The sequence below is a fragment of the Pseudomonas sp. 21LCFQ02 genome, assembly GCF_024129895.2.
GTDB lineage: Bacteria > Pseudomonadota > Gammaproteobacteria > Pseudomonadales > Pseudomonadaceae > Aquipseudomonas.
In genome coordinates this window covers 2027558-2046144 of the sequence record NZ_CM178749.1, presented here as the reverse complement: position 1 = coordinate 2046144, position 18587 = coordinate 2027558, and the positions used below count along the sequence as shown (strand labels likewise).

Genomic DNA, 18587 nt, shown 5'->3' with positions numbered 1-18587 from the left:
CATGGGGTGGCTGAGCATGTTCAAACGACTTTTGTATTGCACTGCACTGGTGTTGTCCGGCGCATCGCTGCTGCATGCCCAGCCCCAGCACTACCTGACGGTCTATGGCGAGCCCCCCAAGTACGGCAAGGACTTCGAGCATTTTGACTTTGTCGAACCCGACGCGCCCAAGGGCGGTCGGCTGACTCAGTCGACCTACATGGTGCCCTTCGACCACCTGATTCCGTATGTCGACAAAGGCCAGGGCGTGGACAAGCTCGATGGCTGGCTGTACGCCCCCTTGGCCTATCGGGCCAAGGACGAGCCATACACCGTCTATGGCTATGTGGCGCAAACCATGGAATTGGCCCCGGATCGTACCTGGGTACGCTTCAATATCGACCCACGGGCGAAGTTCGACGACGGCCAACCGATCACCGCCGAAGATGTGCGTTACACCTTTGAGCAACTGATGAGCGTCGGCAAGCTGCAGTACCGTCTGCTGTTTGCCAATGTCCGCAACGTTACCGTCGAGGCGCCGCGTCAGGTGCGCTTTGACTTCAACAATGGCCAGGACCGCACCCTGGCGCTGGACCTGGCCAGCCTGCCGGTGCTGCCTGCGCACTGGTGGCGCGAGCGCGACCTGGCCAACGGCGCAGGTTTCGAGATTCCACCGGGCAGCGGGCCGTACCGCGTCACCGCCGTAGACCCCAGGCGCACGGTGCACCTTGAGCGGGTTAAAAACTGGTGGGGTGCTGACCTTCCGGTCAGCCGCGGCCTCTACAACTTCGATCAACTGAGCATCGAGTACTTTGCCAACAGCGGCAGCGGCGTGGTGCAAGCCTTTCGCTCCGGTGCCTTTGATTTGCAGCCGGTCAGCTCGGCCGCCCAACACGCCACCGCGTATCAGGGTGAGGCCCAGCAAGACGGTCGATTGCAGCGTGGCTACCTGATGCCCGGAGCGGTTCAAAAAGCCCAAGGGTTCTTTTTCAATCTGGACAAACCCCAGTTTGCCGATCGCCGCGTGCGTCAGGCGTTGGCCTTGCTGTGGGATTTTGAATGGACCAATCGCAGCCTGATGTACGACGCCTACCGGCGCCAGCGCAGCTTCTTCTCCAACACCCCGCTGGCCGCCAGCGGTTTACCGAGCCCTGGTGAACTCAAGGTGCTGCAACCCTGGCGTGATCAGCTTCCCGCCGAAGTCTTCGGCCCGGCGTTTGAACCGCCGGTGACCGACGGCAGCGGCATGCTGCGCGACAAACAGCTGCAAGCCCTGGCCTTGCTGGAATCGGCCGGCTGGCGACCCCGCGGCGAACAGCTGGTCAATGCCGCAGGCCAACCCTTGCGCTTTACCTTTCTGACCACAGGTTCCATGTTCGGCCGGCTGGTGATGCCCTACAAGCGCAACCTGAAGCAGATAGGCGTGACCCTCGATTTTCGCACCGTGGACTCAGCGCAATACGTCAACCGTCTGCGCGACAGGGACTACGACATGATCATGGCCAGCTACCCGGTGTCAGCCTCGCCTGGGCGCGAACTGCTCAACTACTTCGGTTCAGAAGCGGCGCGAGACCCTGGGTCCAACAACTACATGGCCTTGCACGACCCCATGATCGACCAGTTGCTCGATGGGGTGATCAATGCAGGCAGCCGCGAGGCGATGCAAGACAACGCCCGGGCGCTGGATCGGGTGTTGCAGTGGGGCTACTACTGGGTCCCCAACTTCTATCCGCCCGGCAGCCCGGTGGTGTGGTGGAACCGCTTTGGTCGCCCGTCAGCCGCCTCGATCTTTGAGCCCGGTGCCGATGCCTGGTGGCAGCTCAGCAGCGAGCCGCTGACCAATGCGCAGATGCAAGCCGTGCAGCCGACGGCAACCGCCAAGGAGCACAGCCATGCTGGGTTATAGCCTGCGCCGCCTGCTGCTGATCATCCCGACTCTGGTGTGCATCCTGCTGGTCAACTTCGTCATCGTTCAGGCCGCCCCCGGCGGGCCGGTCGAACAAGCCATTGCCCGTTTGCAGGGGCTGGGCGCCGATTCAGGGATTGGCGCCGGCACCGTGGACAGCTTCAACCCAGGCACTGAAGCCCCCGCCAGCCGAGGTCTGGACCCGCGCCTGGTCGAAGACATCAAACGCCAATACGGCTTCGACAAACCGCCGCTGGAGCGCCTGTGGTTGATGATGACCCAGTATGCGCAACTGGATTTCGGCAACAGCTTTTTCCGGGGCGTGGCGGTGACCGAACTGATTGCCGAAAAACTGCCCGCCACCGTTTCGCTGGGGCTGTGGGCGCTATTGATCACCTATGGCATCTCCATTCCGCTGGGCATCCGCAAGGCGGTCAGAAACGGCAGCGCCTTCGATGTCTGGACCAGCACCGCCATTATCATCGGCTATGCGCTGCCGGGCTTTCTGTTTGCCCTGCTGCTGATTCTGGTGTTTGGCGGCGGCAGCGGCTTGAACTGGTTCCCGATTCGCGGCCTGGTGTCGGAAAACTTCGCCTCGTTGTCGGCGCCTGAACAAGTGATCGACTATTTCAAGCACCTCGCGCTGCCGGTCACGGCCCTGGTGGTCGGCGGTTTTGCAACCCTGACCCTGCTGACCAAAAACAGCTTCCTTGACGAGATGGCCCGCCAATACGTGATGACCGCCCGGGCCAAAGGGGCGGGCGAGCGTCAGGTGTTGTACGGCCATGTGCTGCGCAACGCCATGCTGATGGTGGTTGCCGGCCTGCCCAACGCGATGGTGCATGTGTTCTTCGGTGGCTCGCTGCTGATCGAGGTGCTGTTTTCCCTCGACGGCATGGGCCGCCTGAGCTACGAAGCCGCGGTCTCGCGTGATTACCCGGTGGTGTTTGGCTCGTTGTTCATTTTCACCCTGGCCGGGCTGCTGATCAAACTGCTGGGGGACCTGTGCTACCGGCTGATCGACCCGCGTATCGATTTCTCGTCGAGGGGCCGCTGATGGTGCAACTCTCTCCCGTCAATCAACGTCGCTGGCAGCGCTTCAAGGCCAATCGAAGGGGCTTTTGGTCGCTGTGGCTGTTTCTCGCATTGTTCGCCACCAGCCTGTGCGGCGAGATGCTGGCCAATGAAAAACCCTTGGTGCTGGTCAGCCAGGGTCAGTGGCACTTTCCGGTCCTGGTGCGCTACAGCGAGCGGGAGCTGGGCGGCCAACTGCCCTTCCAGCCTGACTACCGCAGTGCCTATTTTCGCCAGTTGATTGCGCAGCAGGGCGGCTGGATGCTGTTCCCGCCGATTCAGTTCAGTGCCGACACGGTCAATTACGACCTACGCAGCGCCGTGCCCAGCCGGCCCAGCGGCGAGAACTGGCTGGGCACCGACGACCAGGCCCGCGACGTGGCCGCACGGGTGATTTTCGGCGTGCGGGTGTCGCTGCTGTTTGCCTTGGCGCTGACCGTGATCAGCAGTGTGATCGGCATCCTGGTCGGCGCCTTGCAGGGTTACTACGGCGGCTGGGTCGACCTGTTCGGTCAGCGCCTGCTGGAAATCTGGTCCGGGCTGCCGGTGCTGTACCTGCTGATCATCCTTTCAGGCTTCGTCGAGCCGGGCTTCTGGTGGCTGCTGGGGATCATGGCGGCGTTTTCCTGGCTGACCCTGGTGGATGTGGTGCGCGCCGAGGTGCTGCGCGGGCGCAACCTGGAATACGTCAAGGCCGCCCGCGCCCTGGGCCTGAGCAATGCGGCGGTCATGCTGCGCCACGTGTTGCCCAACGCCCTGACCGCGACCTTGAGTTTTCTGCCGTTCATTTTGACCGGCGCCATCGGCACCTTGTCAGCCCTGGATTTTCTCGGCTTTGGCATGCCCGAGGGCAGCGCCTCGCTGGGCGAACTGATCAGCCAGGGTAAGAACAACCTGCAAGCCCCCTGGCTGGGCCTGACGGCCTTTGTTGCCTTGGCGCTGCTGCTCAGCCTGCTGGTGTTTATCGGCGAGGCCTGCCGTGATGCCTTTGACCCGAGAGCCTGAGATGCCCGACAACCTGATCGAGATTCGCGACCTGCACGTAAGCTTTGCCGACAAGCCCGTGGTGCGCGGCATCAACCTGCATATCCGGCGTGGCGAATGCCTGGCATTAGTCGGTGAGTCCGGCTCGGGCAAGTCGGTGACGGCCCACTCCATCTTGCAGCTCCTGCCGACCAGCACCCACCTGCAAGGCAGTGTGCGCCTGCACGGCGAAGAACTGCTAGGCGCCGGCGCAGCCCGTTTGCGAGGGCTGCGGGGCAACCAGGTGGCGATGATTTTTCAAGAGCCGATGAGCTCGCTGAACCCGCTGCACACCGTGGAGCGGCAAATCGGTGAAGCCCTGCGCCTGCACACGTCACTGGATGGACACGGCATTGCCCGACGCACCCTGGAGCTGCTCGAGCAAGTCGGCATCCAGCACGCCGGGCAGCGCCTGAAGGCTTACCCGCATCAGCTTTCCGGTGGTCAGCGCCAGCGAGTGATGATCGCCATGGCGCTGGCCTGCGAGCCACAGTTGCTGATTGCCGACGAGCCCACCACGGCGCTGGATGTCACGGTGCAGCGCAAGATCCTGCAATTGCTCAAGGACCTGCAACAGCAATTGGGCATGGCCCTGCTGCTGATCAGCCATGATCTCAATCTGGTGCAGCACATTGCCCAGCGGGTCGCAGTGATGCGCGACGGCGAGATCGTCGAGCAGGCCGACTGCCAAACCCTGTTCAACCAGCCGGCGCATGAGTACACCCGCCAGTTGCTGGACGCCGAACCTGGTCACGAACCGCTGCCGGTCAGCGACGCACCTGATCTGTTGCAGGTCGAGAACCTCAGCGTGCGCTTTGCTTTGGGCGGCCGCCCGTGGCGGCGCGAGTATTTGCAGGCGGTGCAAGGCATCGACCTGAGCGTGCGGCGCGGCACCACGCTGGGCATTGTTGGTGAGTCGGGCTCGGGTAAATCGACTCTGGGCCAGGCGATCCTCGGCCTGGTCGAGTCCCAAGGCAGCATCAGCTTTGCAGGCAGCGCTTTGCAGCACCTGGATGACCGGCAAATGCGCCCATGGCGCAAACGCATGCAGATCGTGTTCCAGGACCCTTATGGCAGCCTGAGCCCACGCATGAGTGTGCAGCAGATCATTGCCGAAGGGCTGCGCGTGCACACTGACCTGAACCCGGTACAACAGGACGCGGCCGTCATCCAGGCACTGGAAGAAGTCGGCCTGAATGCCGATATGCGCCATCGTTACCCCCACGAGTTCTCCGGCGGCCAGCGACAACGCATCGCCATCGCCCGGGTGCTGGTGCTCAAGCCCGAGCTGATCGTGCTCGACGAGCCGACCTCGGCGCTGGACCGCACGGTGCAGAAACAGATCATCGATCTGCTGCTGCGCCTACAGCACAGCCACGGCCTGACCTACCTGTTCATCAGCCATGACCTGGCGGTGGTCCGCGCCCTGGCGCACGAGCTGCTGGTGATGAAGGACGGCCAGGTGCTGGAGCGTGGCGCGACCCGGCAGGTGTTCGAGGCGCCCACCCACCCGTACACCCGGCAATTGATGGCCGCGGCCTTTACCGCGCCTGGCTAGCTGCTTGCCAGACCCAGGTTTATCCATTCGCAGAACAGGAAACCCTTGCGATGTCTCAGATACCTCCGCCACTGCGCCAGTCGCTGTCAGGCTTTGCCCAGGCCCGGCAAGGGACCGGGCATTTTCACTCGCTGCGCTATGTTCAGCAGCACAGCCTGGGGCTGTCGGTGACCCGCAACATTGTCGATCCGGCGCGCCGCCAGTCCAGCAGCGGTGTGATGCTGTGCGTACGGGTCAACGGCAACGAAGCCTTCGCCGCCACCAGCGACCTGACCGAGGCTGGCCTGCTACGCGCCTACGAGCAGGCCGTGCAACTGGCCCAGGCCATTGGTGCGCGCGGCCTGTTGAACCTGCCGACCACGCAAGGCGCTGGGGTACAGGCCCACTACAGCTCGCCCGGCGCCGAACAGCCGCTGCCTGATGCCGGCCAGTGGCTGGAGCTGCTGCGCAGCGAATCGGCCCAGGTGCCACGTCACGAGCGGTTGGTCAACTGGTCGGCGGGCCTGCGCATCAACGATCGGCAGCAGCTGTACATCGACAGCACCGGCAGCGAGATTGTCACCCACAAGCGGCTGTTCTACCCGCACCTGGACGTGACCGCCTTCGACGGCCGACAAAGCCAACGGCGTACCTGGAGCGTCGCGCGCCAGGGCAACAACGAGCTGGTGCATGCCTCAGGCTTGGTCGGTCGCATCACCCAGGTGGCCGAGCAAGCCCTGCAACTGCTGGCCGCGCCCAACACCCCGCAAGGCCCCCGCGACCTGTTGCTGATGCCAGACCAGATGATCCTGCAGATCCACGAGTCCATTGGCCACCCACTGGAGATGGACCGCATCCTCGGCGATGAGCGCAACCTGGCCGGCACCAGTTTTGTCACCCAGGACATGTTCGGCAGCTACCAGTACGGCTCACCACTGCTCAACGTCAGCTTCGACCCGCTGGTCGATGACGAACTGGCCAGCTATAGCCACGACGACGAAGGCCTGCCAGCGCACAAGCAGTTGCTGATCGAAGACGGGGTCCTCAAGCGCCCGCTGGGCGGCGCGCTGTCCCAGGCGCGCAGCGGCCTGGACGGCGTGGCCAACAGCCGCGCCTGCGACTGGAATCGCCCGCCCATCGACCGCATGGCCAACCTCAATATCGAACCGGGGGCACACAACCTGGCGCAGATGATCGGCAACATCGAACACGGGATTCTCATGGCGACCAACCGCTCCTGGTCCATCGACCAGGCCCGCAACAAATTCCAGTTCGGCTGCGAATGGGGCCAACTGATCGAAAACGGCGAACTGGCAGGCGTGGTGAAGAACCCCAACTACCGGGGCATTTCCTCGCAGTTCTGGCGCAAGCTCAGTGCAGTGGGCGACCGCGCGACCTTCGAAGTGCTGGGTACGCCCAACTGCGGCAAGGGCGAACCCTATCAGTCGATCACCACAGGCCACGCCTCGCCCGCCTGCGCGTTCGAGCAAATCGACGTATTCGGAGGCCAAGCCTGATGAGCCAAGTATCCTATCGCCAGTCGTTCATCGCCCTGGAGCAATGGCTACGCGGCCAACTGCTCGCCGGTGAGCAGTTCTCGCTGGCCTACAGCGCCGAAGATTCGCAGTTCATTCGTTTCAACCACGGTCTGGTGCGCCAGGCCAGCGAGGTCCGCCAGATCGAAGCCACCGTGCGGCTGATCAGCAACCAGCGCCACGCCAGTGAAAGCCTCAACCTGACCGGCGACGCCGACAGCGACTGCGCCCGCCTGACCCAGACACTGGCGCAACTGCGCGAACTGCTGGCGATACTGCCTGCCGATCCTTACCTGCAACTGGACCACCAGGCCTTCGAGAGCCATCGTGAAAGCGCCGGTAACCTGCCGGACGCCGCACAACTGATCGAGCAGGTCACAGCCCTGAGCGATGGCCTGGACATGGTCGGCATTTACGCGGGCGGGCCGATGTACCGGGGTTTCGCCAGTTCCTGGGGCGCTCACGGCTGGCACGCGGCAGTCAGCGCCAGCCTGGACTTCAGCCTGTATCACGCCAATGGCGAGGCGGTGAAGATCACCTACGCCGCCAGCGAGTGGGACGCAGGCGACCTGGCCGCGCAGTTCGCCCAGGGTCGCGAGCAGCTCATCCATCTGGGCAAGCCGCGCAAGCCCCTGGCCCCCGGCCAATACCGGACCTATCTGGCACCGGCGGCGCTGAACTCGATTATCGGTACGCTGCGCGGCGGTTTCTCGGCCCGCGCCCTCAATACCCGGCGCAGCCCACTGCAAGCCCTGCAGCTCGGCACCGCCAGCTTTTCTCCACAACTGAACCTGAGCGAACGCGCCTCCACTGGCCTTGAGCCGCTGTTCAGCAGCGAAGGCAGCCTGCGCCAGGACCAGACGCTGGTCGAACGCGGGCAACTGGCCGGGCAACTGGTCAGCTCGCGCTCGGCACGCGAGTACGGCCTGCCGGCCAATGGCGTGGACGACGCCGAGCACCCTTCGTCGCTGGTCATGGCCGGCGGCGACCTGCCCACCAATGAGGTGCTCCAGGCGCTGGGCACCGGCCTGTACATCGGCAACCTCTGGTATCTCAATTATTCGGATGTCGGCAGCGCACGGATCACCGGCCTGACCCGCTTCGCCAGCTTCTGGGTCGAGGACGGCCAGATCGTTGCGCCGATCGACACCATGCGCTTCGACGACAGCCTGTACGCGATGCTCGGCGACAACCTGCTGGCCCTGACCCGTGAGCAGAGTTTGCGCATCAGCACCCGCACCTTCATGCACCGCGATGCCCAGACCGTGCTGCTGCCTGGCGCATTGATCGACCGTTTCACCCTGACGCTGTAGGAGCCCATTTCTGTGTTTGCGCAAACCATCTACGCACTGCCCCAGGACCACAACCGCCTGACCCTGCGCCAGGCGCCGCATCACCAGGACCCGCTGGCCGAGCGTCTGCATCGCAAGCAGCGCCTGGCGGCCGCTTACCGTCTGTTTGCCCAGTTGGGCTTTGAGGTGGGTATCGCCGGGCACTTCACTGCCCGCGACCCGCTGGAGCCGGACCACTACTGGATCAACCCGATGGGCGTGCCGTTCTCGCAGATCCGCGTTTCGCACCTGCTGCGGGTCGACGGCAACGGCCAGGTGATCGAAGGCCAGGGCGTGCTCAACACCAGCGCCCTGGAGCTGCATTACGACCTGCAGAAAGCCCGACCCGATGTGGTGGGCATTGCTCACTTGCACGGTCTTCATGGCCGGGTCTGGTCATCGCTGGGCCAGTTGTTTCAGCCGATCACCGCTGAAGCCGGAGCTTTCATCGGCGATCAGGTGATCTTCGAGCGCCATGCGCTGCGCAGCGCCGATGGGCGCCTGGAGCGCAATCGCGAGCGGGTCAGCCGGGCGTTTGTCGAGACCTTCGCCCAGCACAACCTGCTGGTCTGGCAGAACCACGGGCTGTGGACCACCGGGCAAAGCGTGGAGAGCGCCGCCTGGCGTTTCATCATGGCCGACGATACCGCCCGCGCCCACCTGCTGGCCTATGCCGCCGGCACGCCGGTAATTCCAGATATCGACACCCCGCAAGACGGCGACCGGGCCGGCCGCGAGTTCTTCGCCTGGCTGAACTTCCTGCCGCTGTGGGACCGCATCTGCCTGGAACAGCCCGACCTGCTCGACTGACGCCACTTCAGAGGACGACTTGTGAGTACTTCACCCAGACAACTGATTCTCGGTGCCTTTATCCCCAGCGCTGGCTACATGAGCGCCGTGTGGCGCCACCCCGATGCTGCCACCGATCTGTTTCGCGACTTTGAGCATTTTCGCTGGGTGGCGCAGACCCTGGAGGCGGCGCATTTTCATGCCGTATTCTTCAACGATGCGGTCAATGTTGACCCCGACAAGGCGTCCTTGGCCAACAGCCCGATGAGCGTGCGCTGGGACCCGCTGGTACTGCTACCGGCGCTTGCGCTGAGCACGAGTAAAATCGGCCTGATCGGCACCGCCAGTACCACCTACAACGAGCCCTACAACCTGGCCCGCAAACTGGCCAATATCGACCACCTCAGCGCTGGCCGAGTGGGCTGGAACCTGGTCACCTCACTGGGCGGCGGCGAGAATTTCAACCTCGATGCCCACGTGCTGCACGCCGAGCGTTACGAGCGGGCCGAAGAGTTCTATGACGTCGTCACCGGCTTGTGGGACAGCTGGGAAGACGACGCCTTTGTTCAGGACAAAGCCGGTGGGCGTTTTCTCGACCCGCAAAAAATGCATGTGCTCAATCATCACGGCAAACACTTCCAGGTACGTGGCCCGCTCAACGCAGCGCGTCCACCGCAGGGTTATCCGGTGATCGCCCAAGCAGGCTCCTCCGAGGCCGGCCAGGCCCTGGCCGCGCGTGCCGGCGAGTTGATCTTTACCGCACAGCACACCCTGCAACAGGGCCAGACGTTCTATCGCCAGATCAAACAAGGCGCCGTGGCGCTGGGGCGTAACCCCGAACACCTGAAGGTTTTGCCAGGCGTCTCGCCAGTGGTCGGTCGCACTCTGCAAGAAGCCCAGGCACGCTATGACCGGCAACAGGAATTGCTGGACCCGCCAACCTTCCTGCGCTCGATTTCGCGCTTTGCAGGTTTAGGCGTTGACCTGTCCGAACTGCCGTTCGATGCTCCGGTGCCATTGCCCAGCGCGCCGCTGGAAACCAACGGCCACAAGAGCCGGCAGAAGCTGATCTTCGACCTGATCCACCGTGAACGCCCCACGGTGCGCGAACTGTTCAACCAGCTCACCGCCGGAGGTCACCGTATCCTGATTGGCACGCCGCAGAGCATCGCCGACGACCTCCAGGCGTGGTTCGAGGGCGGCGCCGCCGATGGTTTCAACGTAATGTTTTCAGGGCTGCGCCAAGGCATCAACGACTTTGCCGAGCAGGTAGTGCCAGAGTTACAGCGTCGCGGCCTGTTCCGTGACCAGTACCAGGGCCAGACCTTACGGGACAACCTTGGCCTGCCGTTTATCACCAACCGCCGCGCCCACAGCCGCCAGCCTGACGCGCAACCCTCCGTTTGAAGGACGCAGCTTACATGCCCCACTACACCACCCTGATCGACAGCCAGGCGCTGGCAGCCCTGCTCAAAGACGGCCCGGCCCCGATCATCTTCGACAGCCGTTTTGACCTCACAGCGCCGGCCAGCGGCGAACAGGCTTACGCCGAAGGCCATCTGCCCGGCGCGCAGTACCTGCACCTGGACCGCGACCTCAGCGGCCAGAAGACCGGCCACAATGGTCGCCACCCGTTACCCGAGCGCGAAGCTCTGGCCGCGCGCCTGCGTGAGCTGGGCGTGCAGCAAGGTCAGCAGATAGTCGTCTACGACGCCCAGGGCGGCATGTTCGCGGTCCGGGTCTGGTGGCTGCTGCGCTGGCTGGGCCATGCCAATGTGGCGGTGCTCGACGGCGGCCTGCCGGCCTGGCAAGCCGCAGGTCTGGCGCTGGACAGCAATTTGAGCAACCCGGCACCCGGCAACTTTGCCAGCGGCCCGGCACTGGTGGGCACCGTGGACCGCGCCGTGATACTCGCAAACATCGAGCAAGCCGACCTGACCGTCATCGACGCCCGCGCAGCAGACCGCTTTCGCGGCGAGAACGAAACCCTCGATGCCCGCGGCGGGCATATTCCTGGCGCCCGCAACCGCTTCTTCCGTGACAACCTAGCTACCGATGGCCGGTTCAAGCCGGCCGCGCAACTGCGCGAGGAGTTCACCGCCGTGCTCGGCCATGAAGACGCCAGTCTGAGCATCCAGCAATGCGGCTCGGGCGTGACTGCCTGCCATAACCTGCTGGCTCTGGAAATCGCCGGGCTCGGTGGTTCACGGTTGTATCCGGGGTCTTGGAGTGAGTGGAGCAGTGATCCGCAGGCGCCGGTGGCCACGGGGAGTTGAAAAACGGGTTTGCCCGGGACCGGAAGGTCACGGGCATCGCTGAAATTCAATTGGGTCACGCTTTGAACTTAATCCATGAGCACTTGAAGCTTGGACTGATGATCTGGATCAAGACGGTCCATGCCTATGATCGTTCCCGCCCGGTCATCGCAGGCCGATCAAATAGCCTGCCGTTTAATACCCTTGCCAAGACGGTGGCTTATACAGGGCACCGCCCCAAACCCAGATGACAGACGAAAAAAAGCCGCCTTGAGGGCGGCTACTTTTTAAACGTTTCGGGTGCTCTTTAAACCAGTGGTGTCTGGAGCCCTCTGGGAGGTCGGCAGATAGAATTCCCACACATTATTGAGGTGTGATCCCCGCGCACATCTATCTGACGGCAAGCAGATCGGGCCTGCCATTTTTGTCAATGCCAGCATGGGACGATACCCCAAGGGTGATACCGCGCCACGCCCTGCGCGCCCTTGACGCTTTTACTTCCGTCCGGCGTTCAGGCTAAATGATGCGTTCCTGCCTGCCCTCATCACGGTAACCAGCATGTCCCGACACCGGACAACATCAGCATGGATCGCCTGCTTTGCAGTGCTGTTCAGCCTGCTGGCCATGCAGCTTGCGCCAAATGCGCAGCGCGGTACGGATACGTCGTTTCTGTGGGGCGGTTTCTGTGGGGCCAATGCGCAGTTGGCGGCGTTGGCGCCAAGTGACGACGGCCAGCCGGCGCAGGACGAGCATTCGGCCATGCAGCATTGCCTGTGCTACAGCGCTTCGCTGCTGGTGATGCTGCCGGGCGGGCTGCCAACGGGGTTGTTCAGCGGGCTGCCAGCACTGCGCCTGCCGGTCTATCGGGTGGCAGCACCCATTTCGCCACGCCTGCAATGGCCCGCGGCCAACCCGCGCGCCTCTCCTGAAGTTTGAAGATAACCATCCGTATCGACTGACTGACCGGAGATTTACATGCTCAAGAAAACCCTGCTGCTGGCCGCGTTATTGTTGCTTGCCGTGTTTGCCAATGCCCATGAATACAAGGCCGGCAGCCTGTTGGTCGACCACCCGTGGTCAATGCAACTGCCGCCCAACGCGCCCAGCGTTGCGGCCTATTTCACCATTGATAATCAGGGCGCCAGCGCCGACCGGCTGCTGTCAGTCGACACCCCGATTGCCGGCCAGGCGCAGTTGCATCAGCATGTGCAGGTCGATGGCCTGATGAAGATGCGCCAGGTGCCCAGCGTCGAGGTGCCCGCCGGCGGCCAGGTGAGCTTTTCGCCCATGGGCTATCACGTGATGCTGCTGGACATCAAAGACCGCTCGCAATTGGTCGAGGGCCAACGCTTTGCGCTGACCCTGCACTTCGAGAAAGCCGGAGCATTACCGGTGCAGGTCGTGGTACAAAAGCAGGCCCCTGAACACAGCCATTGAGTAAGCGTCTGCCGTGAGCGCCTTGCGCACCTGTCGCGCCAACCGGGCACTGCCTCGCCAGCCACGAGGTTCGTGGCTTGCCCTGTTTGCCATGTTGATGATCTTTATCGGCCCACTGATTTCTCAGTCGATGCCGATGGAGCATCACGCCGGTATGCCCATGCCTGCGGCGCAACACAGCGGCATGTTGTCGATGGACCACGCCAGCCACGGCGACCGGCATGCCGCCCATGCGGCCTCGCAGGACGCTGCCGCCATGGACCATGCGCTGTGGGCCAAGTGCGGTTATTGCACCCTGCTGTTCGGCTGCCCGGCCCTGCCGCAGATGCTCAGCCTGGTACTTGCCACACCGCCCAAACCCGCCGACTACTACGCTGCCCTGACCCGCGACGGCCACGCCCGCCGCACGGTATTTCTGCATGCCCTGAGCCGGGCGCCGCCGTTATTGATGCTGTCTTGATCTTTTAACCCGCAGCTTTAAGAGCTGCGCGATCCTGATTGCTATACGGAAAGCACCATGAACGGTTCTACCTCCACGCCCGCAGGCGCGCTTGTTCCTGCTCCGTGCGTTATCTCATCACCTGGCATCCGCGTTACGACCGTGAGCGACAGCCATGAAAACCAGTAATCCCAACTTCTACAACCTGGCCTGGCGCTGGCACTTCTATGCCGGGCTGTTCGTTGCGCCGTTCATGATCCTGCTGGCCATCACCGGGATCATTTACCTGTACAAGCCGCAACTGGACAACCTGATGTACCACGACATGCTGCATGTCGAAGCCGGCCAGCAACGCATCAGTGCCGACCTGCAGCAGCATCATGTGCTGATGGGCTGGCCCGGCGCTTCGATCAGCAAGTATTTCCCGCCAGTGGATGCCCAAAGCAGTGCGCAATTCGTGCTGACCTACGAAGGCCGTGGGCAGAACGTGTTCATCAATCCGTACACCGGCAATATCCTCGGCGTACAGGATGCGCAGAACAACCTGCAATCAATTGCCCGCGCGCTACACGGCGAACTGATGATCGGCACCCTGGGTGACCGGCTGATCGAGTTGGCCGCAGGCTGGGGCATCGTTCTGGTGGTCTCGGGGCTATACCTGTGGTGGCCCAGAGGCAAAAACCCGGCCGGCGTGCTCTGGCCACGGCTGTCGCGCCGCGGCCGGGTGCTGTGGCGCGATCTGCATGCGGTAACCGGTTTCTGGGGTTCGCTGTTGTTGTTGTTCATGCTGCTCAGCGGCATGACCTGGACCGGCTTTTGGGGCAAGCAATACGCTGAGCTGTGGAACAGCTTCCCGGCCGCGATGTGGACCGATGTACCGCAATCCACCCGGCTGGCGGGCGAGCTGAACACCGCCAACGCGCAGACCGTACCCTGGGCGCTGGAAAACACGCCGTTGCCTGTCTCGACTGAAAAGCCCAGCGGCGAACATGCCGAGCACATGCACCATCACGGCCCGTCCAGCGGTCCGGCAGCGCCGCAGGTCAGCCTGCAGGACGTTGTGGACATTGCCACCGAGCACGGCGTCGAACCCGGCTACAGCATCACCGCCCCCCGTACCGCTGAAGGTGTGTTCACCATTGCCGTGTTCGCCGACGACCCGCGCAACGACGCCACGCTGCACATCGACCAGTACAGCGGCAAGGTACTGGCCAACGTCGGCTGGGAGCATTACAGCCTGGTCTCCAAAGCCACGGAAACCAGCGTGATGCTGCATGAAGGCAAGTTCTTCGGCTGGCCCAACCAACTGCTGATGTTGCTGGTGTGCCTGATGATCCTGCTCGGCTCGGTCAGCGGCCTGGTGATCTGGTGGAAGCGCAGGCCAGAAGGCGGGTTGGGCGTACCGCCGCTCAAGCATGAACTGCCGCGCTGGAAAACCGCCACCGGGGTCATGCTGGCCCTCGGCGTGATATTCCCGCTGGTAGGCATCTCGATGCTGGTGATGTGGGTGATAGACAGTCTGGTGGTGAGGCGTCAGGCGCTGCAACGCGCCTGAACACGCCTCACAGGATAAGCATGGTCCCGTCAGGGAGCATGCTTGTACAGCCAGAATTAATCGCTATCGACCTGTGTACGAACCGCACTGACAAAAAAACAGCGCATTTGATCGAATAGTTGTTACGCGCTTTGCCAAATCCCCGGCAGAAGCTTAAATTGCTGGGGCGGGGCCCGAAACCGGCGAGCGGTTTTGTGATGAATTCCTCACTCGACACGCTTCGGGTCCCGCGTCCCTCCCGCAAACCTCACTCCTGCTTCGATCTCGTGGCTTTTACGCGTCGCCCTCTTGCGTCCTGCCGCCACCGCGCTCCAGACTGACGGCTGACTGGAGACTCTGATGATGCCCCTGATTCGCGATGCAACCCCTGCCGACCTGCCCGGCATTCTTGCCATTTATAACGACGCAGTACTGAACACCACCGCCATCTGGAACGAACAGCCCGTGGACCTGGCCAACCGTCAGAGCTGGTTCGCTGCACGTCAGGCGCAGGCCTATCCGATTCTGGTTGCGGTTGACGAACATGAGCAGGTGCTGGGGTATTCATCGTTTGGCGACTGGCGTCCGTTCGAGGGCTTCCGGCATACCGTCGAACACTCGGTGTACATTCGCCACGATCAGCGCGGCCGAGGTCTGGGACCGCAACTGATGAACGCCCTGATCGAGCGTGCCCGCGCCTGTGACAAACACATCATGGTGGCCGCCATCGAAAGCGGTAATGTCGCCTCCATCACCCTGCACGAGCGCCTGGGTTTTAGCGTGACCGGGCAAATGCCTCAGGTAGGCACTAAAGGCGGACGCTGGCTGGACCTGACCTTCATGCAGCTGGACCTGTCGCCGGGGCTGCCGGCGCCAGCCTCGCAAGCCCCGCCACGTTAACGCCTGGCAGGCTGTTAGCGTCCCCAGCCGCTGCGCGGATCAAAGCCCGACTTGTCGGCCAGTTTCTGCCACAAAGCGCGGCTGGCTTCATCGTTCTGGCTGGGCATGACCACCTTCAACTGCGCAAACAGGTCGCCGCGCTGGCCCTGCTTGTCCTGCAGGCCATTCCCCTTGACCCGCAGGCGCTGGCCGTTCTGGCTGTCGGGGCGGATGGTCAGGTTGATCCGGCCGGTCAGGGTCGGCACCGCCACCTTGGTCCCCAACGCCAGCTCCCAGGGCGCCAGCGGCACCTGGATCACCAGATCGTGACCCTCGACCTCAAACAGCGGATGTGGTGCCAGGCGAATGGTCAGGTACAGGTCGCCATTTTCGCCACCGGCGATGCCCGGCGCACCCTGGCCCTTGAGTCGGATACGCTCGCCATCGGCCACCCCGGCGGGGATTTTCACATTCAGGGTCTTGGTGATATCGGCCATGCGCTGACCGTTGGGGCTGTGCTGCGGCACCCGGTAGCTGACTTTCTTGGATTCGCCCGACAGGCTCTCTTCCAGAAAGATCGCCAGTTCCATATCAACGTCCTGGCCCTTGCGCCCCTGCGTACGTGAACGACCGCCCCCCGGCTGGCCACGGTTACCGAAGATCGAACTGAAAAACTCGGAAAAGTCCGTGGTATCGCCGCCAAAACCGCCCGCGGCACCACCACTGCGGCTCTGCCAGCCAGGCGGCGCCTGGAAAGGCCTGCCCTGGCGCCCGTACTTGCGAATTTCATCGTACTCGGCACGCTTGTCCGGGCTGCCAAGCACTTCGTAGGCCTCACTGGCCTCCTTGAACTTGTCTTCGGCCCCGGCTTCCTTGCTGACGTCAGGGTGATACTTGCGCGCCAGCTTGCGATACGCGGCCTTGATGGCCTTGTCATCGGCACTCGGCTCGACCCCAAGTATCTTGTAATAGTCTTTGAAATCCATCGAACACTCACCCGTTACTCAAAATCCGGCCGCTGCGCAGAAACCTGCCTGTCAGAAAGTGACATCCGCAACCGCTCAAAGTCGCAGAGTGTATCGGCAAACGAGCGCTATGGATGACTCTGCGCGACTCATTTTCAACTTTGTTCAGGGCCAGAAGCGCTCTTTGGGAAAGAACCTGTGCCCATCGATTTCCAGCCCCTGATAGCGCGGCGGGACCAGCCGGAACTTGCCTTGGCGAACCCGCTCAGGCAGGTCATCAGGCCCATAATCACCTTCCAGATAACCGACACGCTCCCAATTGCCGTCTTCGAGCCGCTGAAAAAATGCCAGCCAAGAGGTATCGGCGCTGAACAGCACCACTTCGGCCTGCCCGTCAGCGTCCAGGTCTACCGGCCACAACACGCACGGGTGCTGGTTGCAGCTTTGCAGGCCCAGCCTGGGGTTGGCAAATTGTTCATGGCCCGGCACCGGCGTACCGATCCAGACCCGGTTGGCTGCTGCGACCGGCAGGCTGTCGCGCTTGCGGTAGTCGCGCTCGACCTCAAGACGGTTACGCAATAGCTCACGGTCCTGCGCAGAAAATTGCGCAAGCCGGTCAAGGTTGGTTAGCAGCCACTCGAACGTCTCGCGGCCTGGCTTGCCCAGCTTGCGATGCATATGTGCGGCATCGAATTCAGCCGGCTGAGTACGACCATCAAGCAAGCGCTGCAACTGATTGCTTGCACTCAATGCCTGCGGGTTCAGGCCGGGTCCATGAATCAGTAGAAGTACCACACAGACCAGCAACGCCTGCCATGGGTTGCTCCAGCGCAGGCTGCCCAGCCAGCCCTGTGGCGAGCGCAACACGGCATACATCGCCGCCAGGCTGTACAACGCGGCAAACGCCACCACCAACAGGGCAAAAAAGCGCGAAGGCGACAGGCCGTACTGGTCCAGACGCAGCCAGGTCGAATAACCGGCCAGCGCGGTAAGCACAGGCAGACATACCAGGCTGAGATTGATCAACTGCCGCAGCCAGCACGGATAGGCCGCAGGCTGCTGCCCATCCTGGAACACCCCATTGACCAGAAACAGCGTGATTGCCACCAGCCCCAGCAGGATCCTTGAGGCATAACCGGTGCTCCAGATCGATGCCAGGCCGGTGAACGGCAAGCTCAGGCAGAACAGCACGACAATCAGTGCCGCCAGCGGGGCCAGGAAACGACACAGGCTTAACAGGATGCCGCGCAACAGGCCGATGACCTTGTCATTCTCGCAGCCCATGCGCATCCCGACGGAAAACACCACTGGCATGACCAACAGCAGAACGTATCGATGGTTGATCCCGTCCTTGAGCGCCCCAATGCCAATCATCTCGAACAGGCTGGCGCACAGCATCAGTAGCCCCCAGAACAGCCAGCTCAGCACCACAGCCAACAGCACGATAAACGCGTTGTTCCAGGCATGCCGAAACAACGCCGGGTACGGCACTCGCCGGCCCTGACGGGCCGGGGCGCTGGCGATGAAGGCCGTAGCGACATAACCGATGACCAGCGCACAAACGCCCCAACTGAAGGCCAGCGAGCTTTGTGCAGAGGCGTGCATGACCCACTCGGTGATCAACGCCATGGTCGCCGCCACTAACACCGTCCATGCCAGTGGAACACGCTGGTGCCAGCGCTCACCGAGCAGTTGCAGGTTGATCCCCAGTACAGCGGCTGCCACGCCCAGCGCAGGCTGCTTGAGCTCCAGCGCCAGGAGCATGCTCAGCCCTTGCACCAGCCCTATCAGCAGATAAAGCGGCAGGGTTCCCTTGATGAACCGAGACATCACACATCCTTATGCCTGATCGAGAAAAGCCCAGCAGTTTAAACCTGCGCCACCGGCGTGCAACCAATCGGCAC

Annotated in this window: 16 protein-coding genes; 14 read left to right on the top strand and 2 right to left on the bottom strand. The window is 62.9% G+C overall.

The annotated features are described in order from the left end of the window. The first annotated feature begins 16 nt into the window (after positions 1 to 16). The 14 genes from NJC40_RS09340 (at position 17) to NJC40_RS09275 (ending at position 15739) form a co-directional block, all read left to right on the top strand. On the top strand, positions 17 to 1885 hold the full coding sequence (locus NJC40_RS09340) for an extracellular solute-binding protein (RefSeq protein WP_253142585.1): 1869 nt from the start codon (positions 17 to 19) through the stop codon (positions 1883 to 1885). Then, positions 1872 to 2942, top strand: coding sequence for a microcin C ABC transporter permease YejB (locus tag NJC40_RS09335; protein WP_253142584.1), 1071 nt, complete (start codon positions 1872 to 1874; stop codon positions 2940 to 2942). Before NJC40_RS09340 ends, NJC40_RS09335 begins: the two co-directional genes overlap by 14 nt. Continuing rightward, on the top strand, positions 2942 to 3964 hold the full coding sequence (locus tag NJC40_RS09330; protein ID WP_253142583.1) for an ABC transporter permease: 1023 nt from the start codon (positions 2942 to 2944) through the stop codon (positions 3962 to 3964). The genes NJC40_RS09335 and NJC40_RS09330 overlap by 1 nt, the downstream gene beginning before the upstream one ends. Further along, positions 3942 to 5540, top strand: coding sequence for an ABC transporter ATP-binding protein (locus NJC40_RS09325; protein WP_492180518.1), 1599 nt, complete (start codon positions 3942 to 3944; stop codon positions 5538 to 5540). The genes NJC40_RS09330 and NJC40_RS09325 overlap by 23 nt, the downstream gene beginning before the upstream one ends. A 50-nt stretch (positions 5541 to 5590) precedes the next feature. After that, a complete protein-coding gene (locus tag NJC40_RS09320) occupies positions 5591 to 7036 on the top strand; it encodes a TldD/PmbA family protein (RefSeq protein ID WP_253142581.1) in 1446 nt (481 codons plus the stop codon). Next, positions 7036 to 8367 (top strand): TldD/PmbA family protein, encoded by a 1332-nt coding sequence (locus NJC40_RS09315; protein WP_253142580.1) that lies wholly within the window; start codon positions 7036 to 7038, stop codon positions 8365 to 8367. The genes NJC40_RS09320 and NJC40_RS09315 overlap by 1 nt, the downstream gene beginning before the upstream one ends. A gap of 12 nt (positions 8368 to 8379) precedes the next feature. Next, positions 8380 to 9195, top strand: a complete 816-nt coding sequence (locus NJC40_RS09310) for a class II aldolase/adducin family protein (protein ID WP_253142579.1) — start codon at positions 8380 to 8382, stop codon at positions 9193 to 9195. A 21-nt stretch (positions 9196 to 9216) separates the two neighbouring features. After that, on the top strand, positions 9217 to 10581 hold the full coding sequence (locus tag NJC40_RS09305) for an LLM class flavin-dependent oxidoreductase (RefSeq protein WP_253142578.1): 1365 nt from the start codon (positions 9217 to 9219) through the stop codon (positions 10579 to 10581). 14 nt (positions 10582 to 10595) lie between these two features. Further along, the gene (locus tag NJC40_RS09300) at positions 10596 to 11450 is read left to right on the top strand and encodes a sulfurtransferase (RefSeq protein WP_253142577.1); all 855 of its coding nucleotides are present in this window, start codon (positions 10596 to 10598) and stop codon (positions 11448 to 11450) included. A 537-nt stretch (positions 11451 to 11987) separates the two neighbouring features. Next, on the top strand, positions 11988 to 12365 hold the full coding sequence (locus NJC40_RS09295; protein ID WP_253142576.1) for a DUF2946 domain-containing protein: 378 nt from the start codon (positions 11988 to 11990) through the stop codon (positions 12363 to 12365). A gap of 39 nt (positions 12366 to 12404) precedes the next feature. Next, positions 12405 to 12866, top strand: a complete 462-nt coding sequence (locus tag NJC40_RS09290) for a copper chaperone PCu(A)C (protein ID WP_253142575.1) — start codon at positions 12405 to 12407, stop codon at positions 12864 to 12866. A 13-nt stretch (positions 12867 to 12879) separates the two neighbouring features. After that, positions 12880 to 13326 (top strand): DUF2946 domain-containing protein, encoded by a 447-nt coding sequence (locus tag NJC40_RS09285; RefSeq protein ID WP_084709945.1) that lies wholly within the window; start codon positions 12880 to 12882, stop codon positions 13324 to 13326. Positions 13327 to 13480: 154 nt separating this feature from the next. Then, positions 13481 to 14860, top strand: a complete 1380-nt coding sequence (locus NJC40_RS09280; RefSeq protein ID WP_045486918.1) for a PepSY-associated TM helix domain-containing protein — start codon at positions 13481 to 13483, stop codon at positions 14858 to 14860. A 339-nt stretch (positions 14861 to 15199) separates the two neighbouring features. Beyond that, positions 15200 to 15739 carry a GNAT family N-acetyltransferase gene (locus NJC40_RS09275; RefSeq protein WP_045486915.1) on the top strand — a complete coding sequence of 180 codons (540 nt, stop codon included), beginning with the start codon at positions 15200 to 15202 and terminating at the stop codon, positions 15737 to 15739. Between the two features lie 14 nt (positions 15740 to 15753). Here the strand turns inward: NJC40_RS09275 and cbpA are convergent, their stop codons facing one another. Then, complete coding sequence (gene cbpA / locus NJC40_RS09270; RefSeq protein WP_045486912.1) at positions 15754 to 16704, bottom strand: curved DNA-binding protein; 951 nt, start codon at positions 16702 to 16704, stop codon at positions 15754 to 15756. Positions 16705 to 16848: 144 nt separating this feature from the next. Further along, positions 16849 to 18513 (bottom strand): DUF4153 domain-containing protein, encoded by a 1665-nt coding sequence (locus NJC40_RS09265; protein WP_253142574.1) that lies wholly within the window; start codon positions 18511 to 18513, stop codon positions 16849 to 16851. Between the last annotated feature and the right edge of the window lie 74 nt (positions 18514 to 18587).